We start from the raw sequence: 16,460 nt of genomic DNA, 5'->3' as shown, positions 1-16,460 counted from the left end.
CCCACGGTTTGCGCTTATGAAAAAAGTGACCCTTACCAAATTTCTACATCGTGACCAAGAACAATTAGGTATCGCTTTTGCCTATGACGATGAAATCAGGGAACATGTCAAACAAATGCCCCAGGTACTTTGGAGCAATACTCATAAGCTTTTTATATTCCTTTTTCAACGGAGAACAAACAACGGGTATATCGCCATTTGCGAAAAATGAAGCTTTATGTAGATTATAGTAAACTACAGGTGCCTTCTAAAAAAATAGCACCTCCGACGGCCAGAAAAATAGAACTGCCCGCCTTATCGGAAAGCGATGCCCAACGTATTTCGGCCTTCAGAAAATGGATGCAGCAAAGAAGGTTAAGTGAAAACACGGTCAATACATACGCCGAGGTAACAGTATTCTATCTTCGATATATCTCAGGTATGAAGTTAGATTTGTTCTCGGCCAAATCGATCGAGCGTTTTAACTATGATTTTATCATTAGGGCAAATAGGTCAATAAGTTATCAGAACCAATGCATTAATGGCATAAAGAAGTATTTTGAATTTAAAGGCATTCCGATTGAACAAATAACTATAGAACGCCCAAGAAAGCCAAGAAAACTACCCCTAGTCTTAACCCAAGATGAAGTTAAGGGTTTATTGGATGCAACTACTAACCTTAAGCACAAAGCTTTATTGACACTTATTTATTCTTCGGGATTACGGATTGGTGAGGCACTTTCCTTAAAGATCAACGACGTCGATAGTAAAAGAAAATTAATTTTTTATTAGAAGTGCAAAAGGTAAAAAAGACCGATACACTATACTCTCGGAAAAATTTTTAGTTCTACTTCGTGAATATTTTAAGGCCTACCGACCTAAAAGCTATTTATTCGAGGGCCTAGGAAAAGAAATGAATTCCAACACAAGCGCCAGACTAGTACTCAAAGAATCTCTCTATAAATCTGGAATTAAAAAAGGGGATAACCCTCCACAGAGTCAGGCATAGTTTCGCGACCCATTTATTGGAGAACGGAACCGATTTGAGGTATATTCAAGAATTATTGGGTCATAATGATCCTAAGACCACTATGATTTATACCCATGTTACAGAATATAGTCTAAAAAAATCAAAAATCCATTTGATGATTTGTAATATTATATCGAATACGGAGTTAAAAATATGAGTTATAAAAATGACAAGAACCTGCGCATAGCCACCCAAATTGGATGACTAAGAACATAAAACCTGCGTATATAACCTAGTTGTATGTCATTAAAAAATATTATGAAAAATAAAATTACAATCCTTTTTGTAACAATATTGATCTTTGCATGTGGTAATGAAAATGATCCTCAAGAGGAATTTGAACTTCAACCCCCGACAATAAATATTACTTCACCTGAAAATGATGCTACATTCAATTTCGGTGATGAAATAATTTTCCAAGGAATAATAAATGATATGGAAGATGTTGATTCTGAATTAGAATTGATAATATCAAGTGATATTCAAGAAAATTTAACAACAGATATTAGTACTAGTAATAACTCTTTTAGTTTAACAATAAATAATCTAATGGAAGGGGTTCATATTCTAACTATAACCGTCATTGATTCTGATCAAATGCAAGATTCAGAAGATATTACTGTAAGTATATTACCCATAGTAAATCCTGTTATAAATCAAGTTGGTGATAAAATTACTATTGACGCTAGGCATATTACAACATCTTTTGACGGAAATACCATAGCCATTCTAGAAAACGTAAATGGTGCGGTAAATGTAAAGACATATTTTTTTCAAGATTCTACATGGACAACAAATACAAGTAATGATATCAATAACCCTGATATGGGCGCTTGGGGCACCAATAGTTCTTTAATTATGTCTAATGATGGTAATTTTTTAGCTGTTGGTTCATCAAACAGAAATTTTAACAGTCCTGACCCCAGCCTTATGGGAATAGGTATTGTAAGGGTATATGAAAATGTAAATAACCAATGGATTCAGGTGGGCGAAGATCTCAAAACCGGGAATGAGATTGATGATTTTGGTAAAAGCAGCAGAGGTAATGGAACAGATTTATCAGCAGATGGGTCTATTATCGCTATAGGCGCCCCTAATTTTTATGGAAGTGGCAATTTTGATGATGACTTCGGTCTTGTAAGAGTTTTTAAAAACAATGGAGGAGTATGGGAACAAATGGGGTCTGATATTATTGGAGATATAAACACAGCTGTTGGCTCTGGAGTATCTTTATCTCAAGATGGACTTACAATGGCAGTTGGTGCGAGTAGCTATCAAAATGGCACTGGTCAAATAACAATTTACAAGTTTCAAAACAATGATTGGATTCAGATGGGCAATAAAATCAATGGCGAAGCTGAAAATGATGTTTTAGGTGCCACGTTAAGTCTTTCTGCTAATGGAAATAGATTAGCAATAAGTACTACAACAGCAGGAAGAACTATGGGTTATGTAAAAGTTTTTGAAAACATCAATGATAATTGGTTACAATTGGGTGAAACAGTTAGAAGCAATGGTAATATTTTTAATTTAGGTATAAGAATAACATTATCTTCCAATGGTTCAGTGCTCGCTACAAGCTCAAATGGTGCAATATTAATTTATAGAGTTACTGATAGTTCTATTGATAAGCTAGATATTGAAATAGTAAATACGCCTGATTCAATTAGTGAAATGAATTTATCTTCTGATGGTACACGCTTAATTGTTGAAAATACATCTGAAGTAATTGTTTATGACATCGGAGAATTCACTCTCTCAAATTAAAAGTAACACCACGTAAAAAAGAAACGCCATACAACAAAACCTATAAACAATACGAGCTTAGCGCATAGTCGCAGGGTTTGCGTATTTTTATGAAGACCGCAAAATCTTTGGGATTTGGCATTAAATTAAAAACAGAAAACCCGCCCGTTCCGAAAGGGAACGTTCGGGCAAGCAATAAGATTTCGCTCTGTGCATGGCGGAAAGCAAACGCTAGTTTGCCCCCGTACTGTTCATAGCCCAACCGTTGTGCATAATTCTCTACATAAAGAAACTCTATTAATTTCTTAAGCTAACGAGTCAAATTTTGTGTAGGAAAATTATACTAAATTTAACCGTTAGTCAGAATTAGAAAAAACAAGAAGATTACGATTTGAAAATAAGTACATCAGAATACAAACAGAGAATACAGTTAATACAGGAAAAGATTAAAACAAGTGTAATTGACTCTTTAATCATTTCAGAAGAAGAAGATATTTACTACTTAACTGGATTGACATATAAAAGTCTTGAAAGATTATTTTTATTAATAATTAAAGAAAATAATGTGAGTTTTATTGTTCCTAAAATGGAATTGGCTCACCTAAAAAAGTTGACAATGTCAATGAAATAAAAAGTTATTGGGAGTATCCTGCGCCACAACCAGAACGTTGGCAAGACATACTTTTAGAGCAAGTAAAGGACAGTAAACTAATTGGAATTGGTGGTAAAACGCCTTATGAAATTTCGGCTTTTTTAACTTCGGTTAATCTTAATGTTGTAGAAAATTCAATATTAGAAGAACAAAGGTGGATTAAAAGTGATGCGGAAATTGAATTAATAAAACAAGCCTCGAAATATTGTGATATTAGTATCGAGCAGTTAAATAAGAATGCCTACTTCGGAATGTCGGAATTGGAGGTTTTTTCAATTGGACGTTCTATTCAACAAAAAGTAATTAAAGAAACACCTTTTGACTATCTAGCAACAAATATTTTAGTTGCGGCTTGGCCTAGTCGAATTTCTTATCAACCTCACGGAATACCAAAAGTATCAGATTTACTAGTTGAAGGCTCACATATTAGTTTAGCATTTTTAAGAGTAAATGGATATTCTGCTGAACTGGAAAGAACATTTTTTACCAGTAAACCAACAAGGGAACAAGAGGAAGCTTTTGAACTAATGATAGAAGCGAGAAGGAGAAGTTATGCTGTTTTAAAACCTGGCGCAATAGCTGAAGATGTAGATTTAGCTGCCAAACAATTCTTAATTGACCAAGGATTAAAAGATAATTTAATGCATAGAACAGGTCACGGAATAGGTTTAGGAAACCACGAAGGCCCATACTTAGCCGAAGGAGACAAGACTGTTCTAAAAGAAAATATGGTTGTTAGCATTGAACCCGGAATTTATATCGAAGGCGTTGGAGGTTTTAGACATTCTGACACCGTATTAATAACAAAAAACGGTTATCAGATATTAACGGACTGTCCTGATGATATTAAAAGTTTAACGTTTACAAATTCAAAACCATTACAAAAGTTAAAAGGAAATATTATCAAGAAAATTTACAAATTATAATCCAATCAAGACTATTGTAAAATTAAGTTAACAATATGAACAAATACATCGCTTTATATCTTTTTCTACTAATCAGATTCTCTGGATTTTGTCAAGAAGACATTTCAATTGAAAAAACGGACTGCTTTTTAAAGGATTGTAGCGAATACGCTGACTATCCAAATGTAGAATTTGGATATCTTCATGTGCCAGAAGATTACAATCATCCGAATAGAAAAAAAAAAAAGTGGCATATACTATTAGTAGAAGTACTATAGCCAATCCTGAACCAGACCCAATAATAATATTTGGTGGTGGATGGGGAAACCCAAATTTAAATAGAACATTAAGTAATTTAAAATCGATGCCTGTAAAGAACAGAGACATCATAATGTTCGACTACAGAGGTTCAGGTTATTCGCTGCCTAATTTGTGTCCTGACTTAGGTGCAAAACATTGGGATGTACTTAAAGAGAATCACGATTACAAGTCGTTTACAGAAATTGTAAACAAGCAATGCTATGACTGCCTTGATGAATTGAAACAAAAAGGAATTGATTACAAACGCTACAGTACAGAGGTAAAAACCATTGATGCGGTGAAATTGATAGAACAACTTGGCTATGGTGAGGTCAATTTATTTGGTATTTCTAATGGCACTATGGGAGTTCAAGGCTTTATACGAGCAGCTGAAAATTCTTCGGTAAAAATTCGTTCAATATATAGTGATTCCAATGTGCCGATGGCGGCATTTCAAAACGGAAAAACAACTCAACTTTACAAACAAGTATTAGATAACATTTTAGATGATTGTGCAAATGACCCTGAATGTAATAAAGCTCACCCAAATCTGAAGGAACGCTTATATTCCTTTTTATTGAAGACCCAAACAAAACCTTTGGTGTATAAAGGGGCAGAAGAATTCGTTTTCAATTCGCAAGAAATTAATGGAATACTTCAGCAATTTCTTTACAAAAGTGATTACTATAAAGATTTACCGCTCCTTTTAGAAGCATTTATTGCAAACGACCTAACATTTATGGATGCTTTATATGGTATTTTTGAAACTTTAGTTAAAAAACATAATGGAACATCCATTGTAAATTATGTTTATGATTGGAAGGCACGACAAGACATTGCTAAGAAAGAATACAAGCAAACAACAGAACAGTATCCAGAATTTATGATATCTGATTTCTATTTAGACTTTTATGTTTCTGACACAATGGTTTCATTTAATGCCAGAGATACGATACCTGTAACGAGTGATATTCCCGCCTTAGTTATGGCTGGAACCTATGACCCTATAACTTCTGTAGAACATAGTAAAATTATGCATAGTAGATATAGCAACAGTTATTATTTTGAATTTGAAAAAATAGGTCACGGAGTTTATGGAACTACTTGTGGTAAAGAAATTTTTAAAGCCTTTATAGAACAACCGAACCAAAAACCAAACGATGCTTGCCTAATGGAATTAAATGCAACGCCCATTAATTTTCCAACCGCATTATACAAAAACAATAAAATAAACAAACTGATTCAAAAAGTGGGACTTCAAAAAAATGTGTTATGGATATTTTTATTAGCATTTCCTTTATTATTTAGCTTGATAGTGTGCTTTAAAGAGGTGATATCCTTTTTTCGAAAAAAGGATGTTAATCCCTTAAATTTATTGCAAGCTACCTTAATCTTATTGTTCTTAATCGGGTTGTCTTATTATTCATTTGAAACTATACAATTAGGAGGATTAACATTGCTTTTTGGACTTGTTGGTGGAGCTTGGTGGTTGCCTTGGATTTCTACAACTATTCTCATATTTGCATTAATAATAGTCTACCAAACGATAAAAAAATCGAATATAAATCTATGGAATGTTGGAATAATGATGTCCTCAATTTTTGTTGGATTGGTTATTTTTTCATTTGACATCAACCTTTTTTTAAAATAACTATGCACAACAATGGTAACCGTGGCACAAGCCTCTAATCTGTGAGAAAAGGAATCGATATAAGCCTCTTTAAGAGCCTTTTTTATTGTCAAATTAGTATTGAAACGTCAATTTTCGATGCCTTTGCAAAGCTGAAAACAGGTCTTGGACAACACTTTTCAACAAGTCTCCGAAAGCAAGCTGTCCCGCCCCACTTTTTGAGCGTTTTTCGATGAATTTCAGGTATTTCTTCAGGTTATTGGCAATTGCCGAGAGGTGCATCACCTTGTTGGCCTGCTTGATTCCAATGGTATTTATCCTGCGCATGCCCATGATCTGGGTCAAGGTACCGAATACCGGTTCTACCGTGCTCTGACGTTTGCTCTTCATGTACCTGCCCTCTTTGCTATTGACCCGTTCGATGTTACGCTCGTATTCTTCTCGATAATAGGTGACCGAGAACTGTTTCTCGTTCACCTTTCCCAAACATGTAGACCGTAGCGGACAGCCCTTGCGGATCTTGCTCGATGCACGGTAAGACTTCTTTTTTGTCTTGGTGCGGCTGTCCAAAAATACTTTCTTGAAAGGAACGACCTTGCCTTGAGGACATAGATAAAAATCCTGTTCTTCAACGTATACAAAACCATCTGGGCCGCCCTTATAGGTGCCGTGGGGCGGAATGAAACTCTTTAGCCCCTTCGCTTCGAGAAAGGCATAGTTCTCTCCGCTGCTATACCCGGTATCGGCTACACAGTTTTTCCAAACCAGACCTTGCTTCCACAATCGCTTCTTTAATCTCCTTACGATATCGGGAAGCTGCCGATTGTCTTTGCCATCAGCGTGGTAAGCCCTGATATCGGTGATTACATGGTGTGCGGTGTCCACGCTCAATTGTGAGAGATAGTTCAGCTTCCGGGCCTTGCCCGGCTTTACGCTGATACGGGCGTCAGGGTCGGTCGGACTATAATGCGTCTTGTTACTGGTGTACTTACTACCCTTGTTGCCCGCCCCTGGTCTTTGGTCCTGATCCTTCGCCCATTTCTTGTTACGGCCCTTTATCGCATCAAGTTCCTTCTTGCTTGCAGTTATACCGCGTTGACCTTTATCCGACCTGTCGCCTTTACTCTTACGATGGGGTGTTTCTTTATCCATTGAACTGATCGCCCGGACCCTTCGAAGATGTTCTTCCAGATCTTCTTCCGGCACTTTTAGTTCCAAGGTATCCATACTGGCATTCGCTTTGACAGGTGCACTATCGATAGCTTGCGTATGACCGCTGACCATACCCTTTTCAACACACAGACTCAAAACTCCTGTGAAGACTTCTTCGAACAGGGCTTCAGGAAAAAGATTCCGTGTCCTGCTTATAGTACTGTGCCATGGCAGCTCCTCGTCAATATCATAACCAATGAAATATAGAATATCCAAACGCAGCGAACAATGGTCGATCAGCTTGCGGTCGCTGATCAGGTTCTCCAGATAACCAACCAAACACAACTTGAAAAATACAACAGGGTCAATGCTCTTCTGGCCGCTCTGCCCATAGTAATCCTTGGTAAGGGGATAGAGGAAATCCAGATCGATGGCACCTCTTAAACCCCGATAAAAATTGTTCTTCGGGATCCGTTCGCTAAGCTGGAATTGGGCGAACAGCTTTTCTTGATAATCTTTCTTGCCTTGCATACTTAAAGTTACGATCCAACCTCCAAAGCACAATGATCATCAACAACTTTTTTCGCTAACTTGTGCAACAGGCACACCGCGTATAGCTCATGACTTCGCTAAACACAAAAATTCATTACCTTTCATTTTAATAAATTTTAGTGTTACTCACTCTGCTGATGAAACGGCACGAGCCATACACGTAACACGTGGTGCATTATAGAAACCTTCCCAAAAATTTCTAAATTCAGTATCAAATTCAAAAATTAAATGTAAATTTGTATCCAAGTAGATACACTTTTATGTTCTTTATCGAGAAAACAATTGAATTTGATAAATGGTTGAGAAAACTGAAGGACTTCAAAGCCAAGGCGAAAATCCTATTCAGAATTCAAAAAATTGAAAACGACGGACATTTTGGCGATTGTAAATCTGTTGGCGACGTAATAAGGGAATTGCGAGTGAATTTCGCAAAAGGTTATAGGGTTTACTTCAAAGAAAAAGACGGGAAAATAATTGTTCTGCTGATTGGTGGAGATAAATCATCTCAACTAAGGGACATTAAAAAAGCAAAAGAAATCTGGAAAAAATTAAAGAAATAGAAAATATGGGAACTTCAAAATTTGACATAGCCGATTATTTGGACAGCAAGGAAATGATTGCCGAGTATCTCAATACAGTTCTCGAAGAAGGAGATAACGCAGATGTCATTAATGCGATTGGACATATTGCAAAAGCGATTGGAATGACCAAAATAGCGGAGGAAACAGGATTAAGCAGACCGAGTTTGTATAAAGCTTTATCAGACGGAGCGAAACCTCAATTTGGAACGATAATGAAAGTTTTAAAAGCGATTGGAGGGCAAATACAAGTGAATCCAATGTCTGCCTGAAAAAATAACGACACCACAATCGAGTAGACGGGTGACGACCTAAAAGCCGCCACTACGCCTCTCACACCACTAAGCGTACGGGTCTCGTACTTAGCGGTTCAGTAATGATGCAGTTTTGTGGTATTCGACTAAACTTATATAACCCCTCATTTTTAATCGTTTTACGGTTATTGTAGTTCCCAGTATAGGGCTTTGGGCTACTGCCCATCCTCCCATTCTTGTTCGACTCCAAGCGTATGCCTGTCCTTTTGAAATCCCTAACCGTATTAAGTTTTTACGCTTGCGGTCTGGTTTCTTCCAGTGATGCCAAATACAGTAGCGTAACCGATTCCTAAGCCATTCATCAAGCTTTTTCAGTTTACCCTGAATACTGCCTGATTTGAAATAATTTACCCAGCCTCTTATCAACCAATTAAGTCGTTTCATTCGCTCATCAAAACTCATTGGAATCGTCTTTCTGGTCAGGTATTTTAGCTTTTGCTTTAACTCTGCCCATTTGGACTTCTTCGCAACCAGTTGATATTTCCCCTTTTCTCCCTTTTTGTATGTGGGTACAAAACCGTATCCTAACAAATTAAAAGTTTGAGGGCGGCAAATGCCACTCTTTTCTTGGTTAATGGGTAAGTGTAATTTATCTCGCAAATACTTATAGATACTATTACCTACTCGCTTTGCCGACTTTTTAAGGCGAACGTAAATACTAAAATCATCGGCATAACGAACATATTTGTGTCCTCGTTTCTCCAATTCTTTATCTAACTCATTGAGTAGAATGTTGGATAGTAGAGGGCTCAAAGGCGAGCCTTGCGGTACGCCTTTTCTACGTTTGATTAATTTACCATTGATTTGTATCGGCGCTCGTAAAAATGACCGTAATAGCTTCATCGTTGCTTTACACTTTACTTTCTTGTAAATCAAAACTAGTATCAGGCGGTGTTCTACTTCGTCAAAAAATGACTTGAGGTCAATATTCACCACATCTTGATAGCCAGAATTGATGTTCTCCAAGCTCTGTGTTACTGCTTGATGCGCATTACGATTGGGTCCAGATCCATAACTATGCTGTTGAAAGTCTGCTTCAAAGATAGGTTGCAATACTTGATGCAATGCTTGTTGATATACTCTGTCTACTACAGTAGGAACCCCTAATAATCGGGTCTTACCATTGCTTTTAGGTATTTCTACACCTAAAATTGGAGACACCTGATATCCCTCTCTTTCTATTTGTTGGTTGTAAGTATTTCCGTGTGCTTTTATTGTAGACTTTAGGTCAGTTACCTGCAAGCCATCTACACCGGCCGCTCCCTTGTTACCATACACGCGCAAATACGCTTCGTTTAGATTTTTCTTGTTAATTACTTGTTCAATCATTTACTGTATTCTGTTGTCTCGCTTAATCAAAGGCTGCTTTTTGAAAGGAGGCTGTCCTTAATCCAAAAACTCCTCTGTCTATTAAAGACCATTACTGTTCAGTCCTTCATTGTTACTATCAGGGTAACAATTACTATGACATCGGCTGACTTCTCTACTTAACCAACTCGTAGTTGTAGAGACCTCCCCAGGTAAGAGCGTCTTCTTTCTTCTGATCCCTGCCTTATCTACTATTTCGGTTATCACTTTACGTGTTTTGGACTTTACAATGATGTGCTTGCTTATCCAACCTAATAGCCTCATATAAGGTTCCTGTTCGTCAGTACCAGAATTTGTAGTCCTGCTTTCTTCAGATGTAATCTCACGATTACCACCCTTGCAGCTTACTAATGGTTCAAGGCGTTACCCCTGCCCATGAGGGACTTGCACCCTCTAAATGAATTAGCTACCTTTCTGTAGCTAAAAGACGCCCATACTGGGCACACACAATAAGCTTTAGCTACGTCGACAGACGGAAACGAAAAGTTTCCTTGCCTACGCACTACGCTTAGCCGAGACGTTGGGTGTAATTTCGGAAATTTGATTATTGTACCAATTTTTGGTATATTTGAATAAAATATACTTGAATGAGCAAAAACACTTCAATATCACTCGGAAATTATTTCGACCAATTTATCCATAATCGAATTTCGGAAGGAAGGTTTAAGAACGTCAGCGAAGTCGTTCGTGCCGGACTCAGGCTTTTGGAAGAAGAAGAAAATAAGGTCAAGGCACTTCGAAGCGCAATTCAAGAAGGGATTGACAGCGGAATTGCCCATGATTTCGACCCAAAAAAGCACTTGGAATCTCTAAAAGCCAATAAGCGTTCGAATGGCTAAATACAATTTGACCAAAAAGGCAGTTGAAGATTTAGCTAATATATGGAATTATACTTTTGAAGAATGGTCGGAAAAGCAAGCGGACACTTATTATGATATGTTAATAGCAAATTGTAAGAGAATCGCAGAAAATCCAAGTTTGGGAAAAAACTATAACGGGATTACCGAAAACCTGTTTGGATTAAGGACTAACAGACATATCATATTCTATCGGCAAATAACGGAAAATGAAATCGAAGTGACCAGAATTTTGCACGAGCGAATGGACTTGGAAAATAGAATACTGGAATAAAAACTACACCCAACAAAACTTATAAACAATACGGGCTTAGGGCTTATTCACAGGGTTTGCCTATTTTTATGAAGTCCGCAATCCCGATAGCTATCGGGATGGGATTTTGCTTTGGGCAAAAAAAGAAAAAACCTGCCTCGCCAGCAGTCAGGCAAAACCAAAAGATTTCGCTATGTGCGTGGCGGAAAGCAAACGCTAGTTTGCCCCCGTACTGTTCATAGCTCAACCGTTGAAAAAGCTGTTTAAGGCAGACCCAGCATATAAGAGCTTTCCGCGAAGCGGAATTTTTTCATTTCCATACGCTTCCGCTTCATAACAATGAATTATCTTGTTAGAAAATAGATTCAAAAGCTGTCCATTTTGAAATACGCTTTCCTTGCTTTAGTGCTATTCCTATACACAAACTTTCAAACTGGAAAGAATCAACCCGGTTCACTTGAAAATATAGTTGAAGGCCATCAAACTTCGCCAAAAGCAATAGCATTTGAAGTATTAAAAACAAAATGCAATACCTGCCATGCCACAAAAAAGAAAACGGATGTTTTCACTTTGGAAAATATGGACTCGCTTGCGGCCGACATCCATAAACAGGTTTTTATAAAGAAAAAGATGCCGAAGGGAAGAAAGATCAAACTGACGGAAGAAGAAACAGATGCCCTTGCACGTTGGCTCGAAACAGTTTTACCTGAACAAACAGAATAAAAAAGAGCCGAGAACGGCTCTTTTTTACTCATTATATTTTAATGCTACTTAGCTACATTGACCGCCCGGGTCTCCCGAATAACGGTAACTTTCACCTGACCAGGATAGGTCATATCGGTTTGTATCTTCTGCGAAATCTCAAACGATAGCTCAGCGGCTTTATCGTCGCTCACTTTTTCACTCTCCACGATGACGCGAAGTTCCCTACCCGCTTGAATGGCATAGGCTTTCTGCACTCCGGTAAAGCCAAAGGCGACGTCTTCCAAATCTTTTAATCGCTGAATGTACGAATCCAACACTTGTCTTCTTGCCCCGGGCCGCGCACCGCTAATGGCATCACAGACCTGCACGATAGGCGAAATCAAAGTCTTCATTTCAATCTCATCATGGTGGGCCCCGATAGCATTGCACACGTCTGGTTTTTCACCGTATTTTTCGGCCCATTGCATGCCCAAAATAGCATGTGGGGTTTCTACTTCCGCTTCGGTATTGGGTACCTTTCCGATATCATGCAACAGTCCGGCACGTTTTGCCAATTTGGTATTGAGGCCTAACTCGGCGGCCATGACACCACAGAGTTTGGCAACCTCCCTAGAGTGCTGTAAAAGGTTCTGACCATAGGAAGAACGGTATTTCATACGACCTACGGCCTTTACCAGTTCAGGATGTAGCCCATGGATACCCAGATCGATAACGGTACGCTTACCGATTTCAACGATTTCGTTCTCGATTTGTTTTTCGGTCTTCTTTACGATTTCTTCGATTCGGGCGGGATGAATCCTTCCATCAGTGACCAACTTGTGCAATGAAAGCCTCGCCACTTCACGACGTACCGAATCAAAACAAGAAAGTATGATGGCCTCCGGTGTGTCGTCTACCACGATTTCAACCCCCGTTGCGGCCTCCAAAGCCCTGATATTTCGTCCTTCGCGACCGATAATCCTTCCTTTACATCATCTGATTCCAGATTGAATACAGATACACAATTCTCTACTGCCTCTTCGGTACCGATACGTTGAATGGTATTGATTACGATTTTACGGGCCTCTTGTTGCGCCGTAAGCTTTGCCTCTTCGACCGTGGTTTGAATATAGGCCATAGCATCGCTCTTGGCCGTCTCTTTCAAGGACTCTAAGAGTTGGCTCTTTGCTTCATCGGCAGAGAGCCCAGAGATAACCTCTAATTGTTGGATCTGGCTTTTATGTAATTTTTCGAGTTCAGCCTGTTTTTTCTCGTAAAACTCTGCACGATGTTCAACGTCTTTCATTCTACTTTCAAGCTGATCGTTGAGTTTTTTACTCTTGGCAAGTTCATTGCTTGTTTGCGATTCTTTATCACGTGTACGCTTTTCAGCCTCATTGATTTTCTTGTCTTTAGAGATAATCACTTTCTCATGCTCGGCCTTCAGTTCTAAAAATTTCTCTTTGGCCTGGAATATTTTATCCTTTTTGATGCTCTCTCCTTCAATTTTTGCATTTTTTAAAATATTCTCGGACTCTTTCTTGGCATTGGCCAGCGTTTTCGAGGCTTTGCCTTTTTCAAGGAACTTCGCGATCGCAAAGCCTATGGCAAGACCCACCACTGCGGCTATTATCATCGTTGTACTATCCATAATTTCAAATTAAACGGGTTAGTTCGGAACGGTTTCCGAATAGTTCATTTAGCGGACGAGATATGCTCGACCATCATCGGCAGCTATCAATAACAGGAAGTTTTCGCATAAGATATAAATCCCATACAAACAAAAAAACCCACATTGGAGAAGTTTTGTACAAACTCCATAAAACAGGTTTAGGGCTACAAGACTGATCAAGGATCCTTATACTAGTAAGGCATGCTTTTACAACCTAAACTCACCCTTTTTAAACAAATTAATGTTGAGTTCGTCAAAAGGTATTACCAATGTGGGCAGTAACTTATGCTATTTAAAAGAACTTATTTTATTGCAAGCTTAGAATTCACCAGCGCATCCAAAGCCTTTAACCGCTCTGTAGCTTCCAGGGTGCCTTCCGATTGATCAATGCCTTTTTGCTCTATTTTAGAGGCAAACTGAAGGGCACACATGGCAAGAACATCTTGTTTGTCTCGCACAGCGTAGCTCTGTTCGAACTTTTTCGCCAATTGCTCTATGTTCTTAGCAGCTTTTCGCAGCCCCTCTTCTTGAGCGGGGTCTATGGTCAAGGGATATACCCTATCGGCGATTGAAAGCTTTATTTTGAGCTTTTCCGACATACTATAGTTGCGCGTTATTCTGCAAGCTGGGCAATGCAATGGTCCAGCTCTCTGATCAATGTATTTATTTTAAGCTTAGCTTCTGTTTTATTGGTATTACTGCCAAGCATCGAATTTGCAAGTTTTAGCGAATTATATTTCTCCTCCCATTCTGAAATGGAGGTCTGGGTGCTGTTTTGATCTCGTTTCAAAGAAAGTAGTTCGTTTTCCAATTTCGCATTAGTCTGGTTCAGTACTTCCATCTTATGCAGCAACTTACTTATCTTATTTTCAAGGGAATCAACAATTTTGACCAACTCGCTCATACAAAAAATTCAATGCACGTTACACAAAGTTAACATACATGAGACGACTTAGCAATACTTTTTCCAATTATTCTTGAAGCAATACTTTAATACCAAGAAATTCGTTGAATTACATGTAATGATCAATTTTAAGGTATGGAGTTTGCACCGATCATAAGTGATTAATTACTTTCGTACCGATTTAAAAGGGATATGAGAATAACAATTTTAACAACGCTATTTATATTTTCCAGCGCGATTTTCGCTCAGGAAAAATATCCGAAGGATGTCTTTCAATCACCGCTGGATATACCGTTGGTGCTTGCCGGAACCTTTGGCGAACTTCGTTCGAACCATTTTCATTCAGGTATCGATATCAAGACCCAACAACGACAGGGGCTTCCAGTGTATGCTATTGGCGATGGCAGTGTTACCCGAATAAAAGTATCACTCTGGGGTTATGGAAAAGTGCTCTATGTGGCCCACCCGAACGGCTACACATCCGTCTACGGCCATCTTCAAAAATTTTCCCCAGAAATCGAGGAATACATAAAAAAGATCCAATATAAAAAGCAGTCCTACGAAATAGAAGTATTTCCCGACTATGGCGAAGTCAAGGTCGAAAAGGGCAAAGTAATCGCTTATAGTGGCAATACCGGAGGCTCTTCGGGACCGCACCTACATTTTGAAATTCGAAGTAGCGTTTCGGAAAAACCAACTAATCCGTTACTATATGGCCTTGAGGTGCGCGATGCGACAAATCCTATTCTTGATGAATTGTATGTTTATCCACTTTCCGAAGATGCACAGGTCAATCAATCGAACGGCAAAATGGAACTGAATTTCTCAAGGCAAAAAGACGGTACCTATCGAGCCGATAAGGTAAATGCAATCGGTACCATAGGCTTTGGCTTTATCGGGTACGACCGTCAAGATCTTGCAGCCAATAAGAATGGAGTGTATTCCGTGCAACAATTGGTTAATGGCAAGGTATACACGGATTATGACTTCGAGACGTTCTCATTCTCTGAGACGCGGTATATCAACACCTTGATCGACTATGCCCACTATGGTAGATATCGCAACAAGGTGCAACAGCTCTTCAAGGCACCGGGCAATAAGCTCAGTATTTACAATACCCATGAAAACGACGGGAAGATTATCGTGAGGGAAGGGCTATCGTACAATGTTGAAATAATACTTAAAGATTTAGAAGGAAACGAGACCAAAGTAGTCATTCCGATAGAAGGGAAACGACAAGAACTAAAAATCACCGATCAAGAGGAAAAAACCGACACCTATGTCATTGCCAAAAAACCTAATAATTATGACCTCGGTGGGGCAAAGGTATATTTTCCGTCCAATACATTTTACGATAATTTTTACATCGACCTCGAAGAAGGAAAAGATACAGTAACCATACACAATAGTAGAGTGCCCGCCCACCGAAATTTTACTATTACGTTTGACGTTTCAAAATACTCGGAGCAAGAACTAAAACAACTTTTTATAGCCCGATTGGATAAAAAACTGAATCCAGATTATACCTCCACTTTTAAAAGAGGCAAGACCTTTACCGCCCGAACTCGAAATTTAGGCACCTATACCTTGGCCAAAGACACCGTAGCCCCAAGAATAAGGCCTAAAAACTTCAAGGAAAAGCAGTGGTTGAACAATTATAAATATCTTAGTCTTAGAATTACCGATGACCTGAGCGGCATAGACACGTATTCAGCGACTTTGAACGGTGAATGGATTTTGATGGAATACGAACCAAAGACCAATACATTGACCTATAACTTCGATGACAAGATCTTGAATGAGAAACAATGTGAACTGAAGGTCGTTGTTACCGACAATGTGGGCAATTCTACCACGCATATCACTTCTTTTTATAGAAAATAG

At 38.5% G+C, this 16,460-nt stretch carries 17 protein-coding genes, 1 other RNA gene and 1 pseudogene; 13 read left to right on the top strand and 6 right to left on the bottom strand.

Annotation, left to right across the window (positions count from 1 at the left end; all coding sequences use genetic code 11):
• Window positions 1–16 precede the first annotated feature (16 nt).
• From N8A86_RS17005 to N8A86_RS16975, 7 genes are all read left to right on the top strand, one after another.
• Window positions 17–211: a hypothetical protein gene (locus tag N8A86_RS17005; RefSeq protein ID WP_273566463.1), complete on the top strand. Its 195-nt coding sequence runs from the start codon at window positions 17–19 to the stop codon at window positions 209–211.
• Window positions 208–771: a tyrosine-type recombinase/integrase gene (locus N8A86_RS17000; RefSeq protein WP_273566462.1), complete on the top strand. Its 564-nt coding sequence runs from the start codon at window positions 208–210 to the stop codon at window positions 769–771. Before N8A86_RS17005 ends, N8A86_RS17000 begins: the two co-directional genes overlap by 4 nt.
• A 167-nt stretch (window positions 772–938) precedes the next feature.
• The gene (locus N8A86_RS16995) at window positions 939–1,166 is read left to right on the top strand and encodes a tyrosine-type recombinase/integrase (protein ID WP_337251814.1); all 228 of its coding nucleotides are present in this window, start codon (window positions 939–941) and stop codon (window positions 1,164–1,166) included.
• Between the two features lie 83 nt (window positions 1,167–1,249).
• The gene (locus N8A86_RS16990; RefSeq protein WP_273566461.1) at window positions 1,250–2,776 is read left to right on the top strand and encodes a WD40 repeat domain-containing protein; all 1,527 of its coding nucleotides are present in this window, start codon (window positions 1,250–1,252) and stop codon (window positions 2,774–2,776) included.
• Between the two features lie 370 nt (window positions 2,777–3,146).
• Window positions 3,147–3,386, top strand: coding sequence for an aminopeptidase P family N-terminal domain-containing protein (locus tag N8A86_RS16985; protein WP_273566460.1), 240 nt, complete (start codon window positions 3,147–3,149; stop codon window positions 3,384–3,386).
• Window positions 3,347–4,333: a M24 family metallopeptidase gene (locus N8A86_RS16980; RefSeq protein ID WP_337251813.1), complete on the top strand. Its 987-nt coding sequence runs from the start codon at window positions 3,347–3,349 to the stop codon at window positions 4,331–4,333. Before N8A86_RS16985 ends, N8A86_RS16980 begins: the two co-directional genes overlap by 40 nt.
• 226 nt (window positions 4,334–4,559) lie before the next feature.
• Entirely contained in the window at window positions 4,560–6,263 is a 1,704-nt protein-coding gene (locus N8A86_RS16975) for an alpha/beta fold hydrolase (RefSeq protein WP_273566459.1), read from the top strand.
• Window positions 6,264–6,356: 93 nt separating this feature from the next.
• Here N8A86_RS16975 and N8A86_RS16970 read toward each other — a convergent pair whose 3' ends face one another.
• Complete coding sequence (locus tag N8A86_RS16970) at window positions 6,357–7,925, bottom strand: IS1182 family transposase (protein WP_273566458.1); 1,569 nt, start codon at window positions 7,923–7,925, stop codon at window positions 6,357–6,359.
• Window positions 7,926–8,206: 281 nt separating this feature from the next.
• Here N8A86_RS16970 and N8A86_RS16965 point away from each other — a divergent pair, with 281 nt between their 5' ends.
• The gene (locus N8A86_RS16965) at window positions 8,207–8,506 is read left to right on the top strand and encodes a type II toxin-antitoxin system RelE/ParE family toxin (protein WP_273566457.1); all 300 of its coding nucleotides are present in this window, start codon (window positions 8,207–8,209) and stop codon (window positions 8,504–8,506) included.
• 5 nt (window positions 8,507–8,511) lie between these two features.
• Entirely contained in the window at window positions 8,512–8,796 is a 285-nt protein-coding gene (locus N8A86_RS16960) for an addiction module antidote protein (protein ID WP_273566456.1), read from the top strand.
• 90 nt (window positions 8,797–8,886) lie between these two features.
• Here the strand turns inward: N8A86_RS16960 and ltrA are convergent, their stop codons facing one another.
• Window positions 8,887–10,167 carry a group II intron reverse transcriptase/maturase gene (gene ltrA, locus N8A86_RS16955; RefSeq protein ID WP_273566455.1) on the bottom strand — a complete coding sequence of 427 codons (1,281 nt, stop codon included), beginning with the start codon at window positions 10,165–10,167 and terminating at the stop codon, window positions 8,887–8,889.
• A 626-nt stretch (window positions 10,168–10,793) separates the two neighbouring features.
• On the opposite strand from ltrA, the gene N8A86_RS16950 reads away from it, so the two are divergent.
• From N8A86_RS16950 to N8A86_RS16940, 3 genes are all read left to right on the top strand, one after another.
• Window positions 10,794–11,045, top strand: a complete 252-nt coding sequence (locus N8A86_RS16950; RefSeq protein WP_273566454.1) for a type II toxin-antitoxin system ParD family antitoxin — start codon at window positions 10,794–10,796, stop codon at window positions 11,043–11,045.
• The gene (locus N8A86_RS16945) at window positions 11,038–11,337 is read left to right on the top strand and encodes a type II toxin-antitoxin system RelE/ParE family toxin (protein ID WP_273566453.1); all 300 of its coding nucleotides are present in this window, start codon (window positions 11,038–11,040) and stop codon (window positions 11,335–11,337) included. The genes N8A86_RS16950 and N8A86_RS16945 overlap by 8 nt, the downstream gene beginning before the upstream one ends.
• A gap of 360 nt (window positions 11,338–11,697) precedes the next feature.
• A complete protein-coding gene (locus tag N8A86_RS16940; protein ID WP_273566452.1) occupies window positions 11,698–12,039 on the top strand; it encodes a c-type cytochrome in 342 nt (113 codons plus the stop codon).
• Window positions 12,040–12,083: 44 nt separating this feature from the next.
• Here the strand turns inward: N8A86_RS16940 and rny are convergent.
• The 4 genes and pseudogenes from rny to N8A86_RS16920 all read right to left on the bottom strand — a co-directional run bounded on the left by rny (window position 12,084) and on the right by N8A86_RS16920 (window position 14,576).
• Window positions 12,084–13,651, bottom strand: a pseudogene (rny, locus tag N8A86_RS16935) (ribonuclease Y).
• Window positions 13,652–13,812: 161 nt separating this feature from the next.
• Window positions 13,813–13,922: non-coding RNA, 6S RNA (gene ssrS, locus N8A86_RS16930), on the bottom strand.
• A gap of 52 nt (window positions 13,923–13,974) precedes the next feature.
• Window positions 13,975–14,271 (bottom strand): cell division protein ZapA, encoded by a 297-nt coding sequence (locus tag N8A86_RS16925; protein WP_273566451.1) that lies wholly within the window; start codon window positions 14,269–14,271, stop codon window positions 13,975–13,977.
• Window positions 14,272–14,285: 14 nt separating this feature from the next.
• Window positions 14,286–14,576 carry a hypothetical protein gene (locus tag N8A86_RS16920; RefSeq protein WP_273566450.1) on the bottom strand — a complete coding sequence of 97 codons (291 nt, stop codon included), beginning with the start codon at window positions 14,574–14,576 and terminating at the stop codon, window positions 14,286–14,288.
• 192 nt (window positions 14,577–14,768) lie between these two features.
• Between N8A86_RS16920 and N8A86_RS16915 the strand changes: the two genes are divergently transcribed.
• Window positions 14,769–16,460 (top strand): M23 family metallopeptidase, encoded by a 1,692-nt coding sequence (locus N8A86_RS16915; RefSeq protein WP_273566449.1) that lies wholly within the window; start codon window positions 14,769–14,771, stop codon window positions 16,458–16,460.

The organism is Maribacter halichondriae (genome assembly GCF_027474825.1).
In the GTDB taxonomy this organism is placed as follows: domain Bacteria; phylum Bacteroidota; class Bacteroidia; order Flavobacteriales; family Flavobacteriaceae; genus Meishania; species Meishania halichondriae.
Note: the sequence above shows the minus strand (reverse complement) of the source record. Positions and strands in the feature narration are given on the sequence as shown.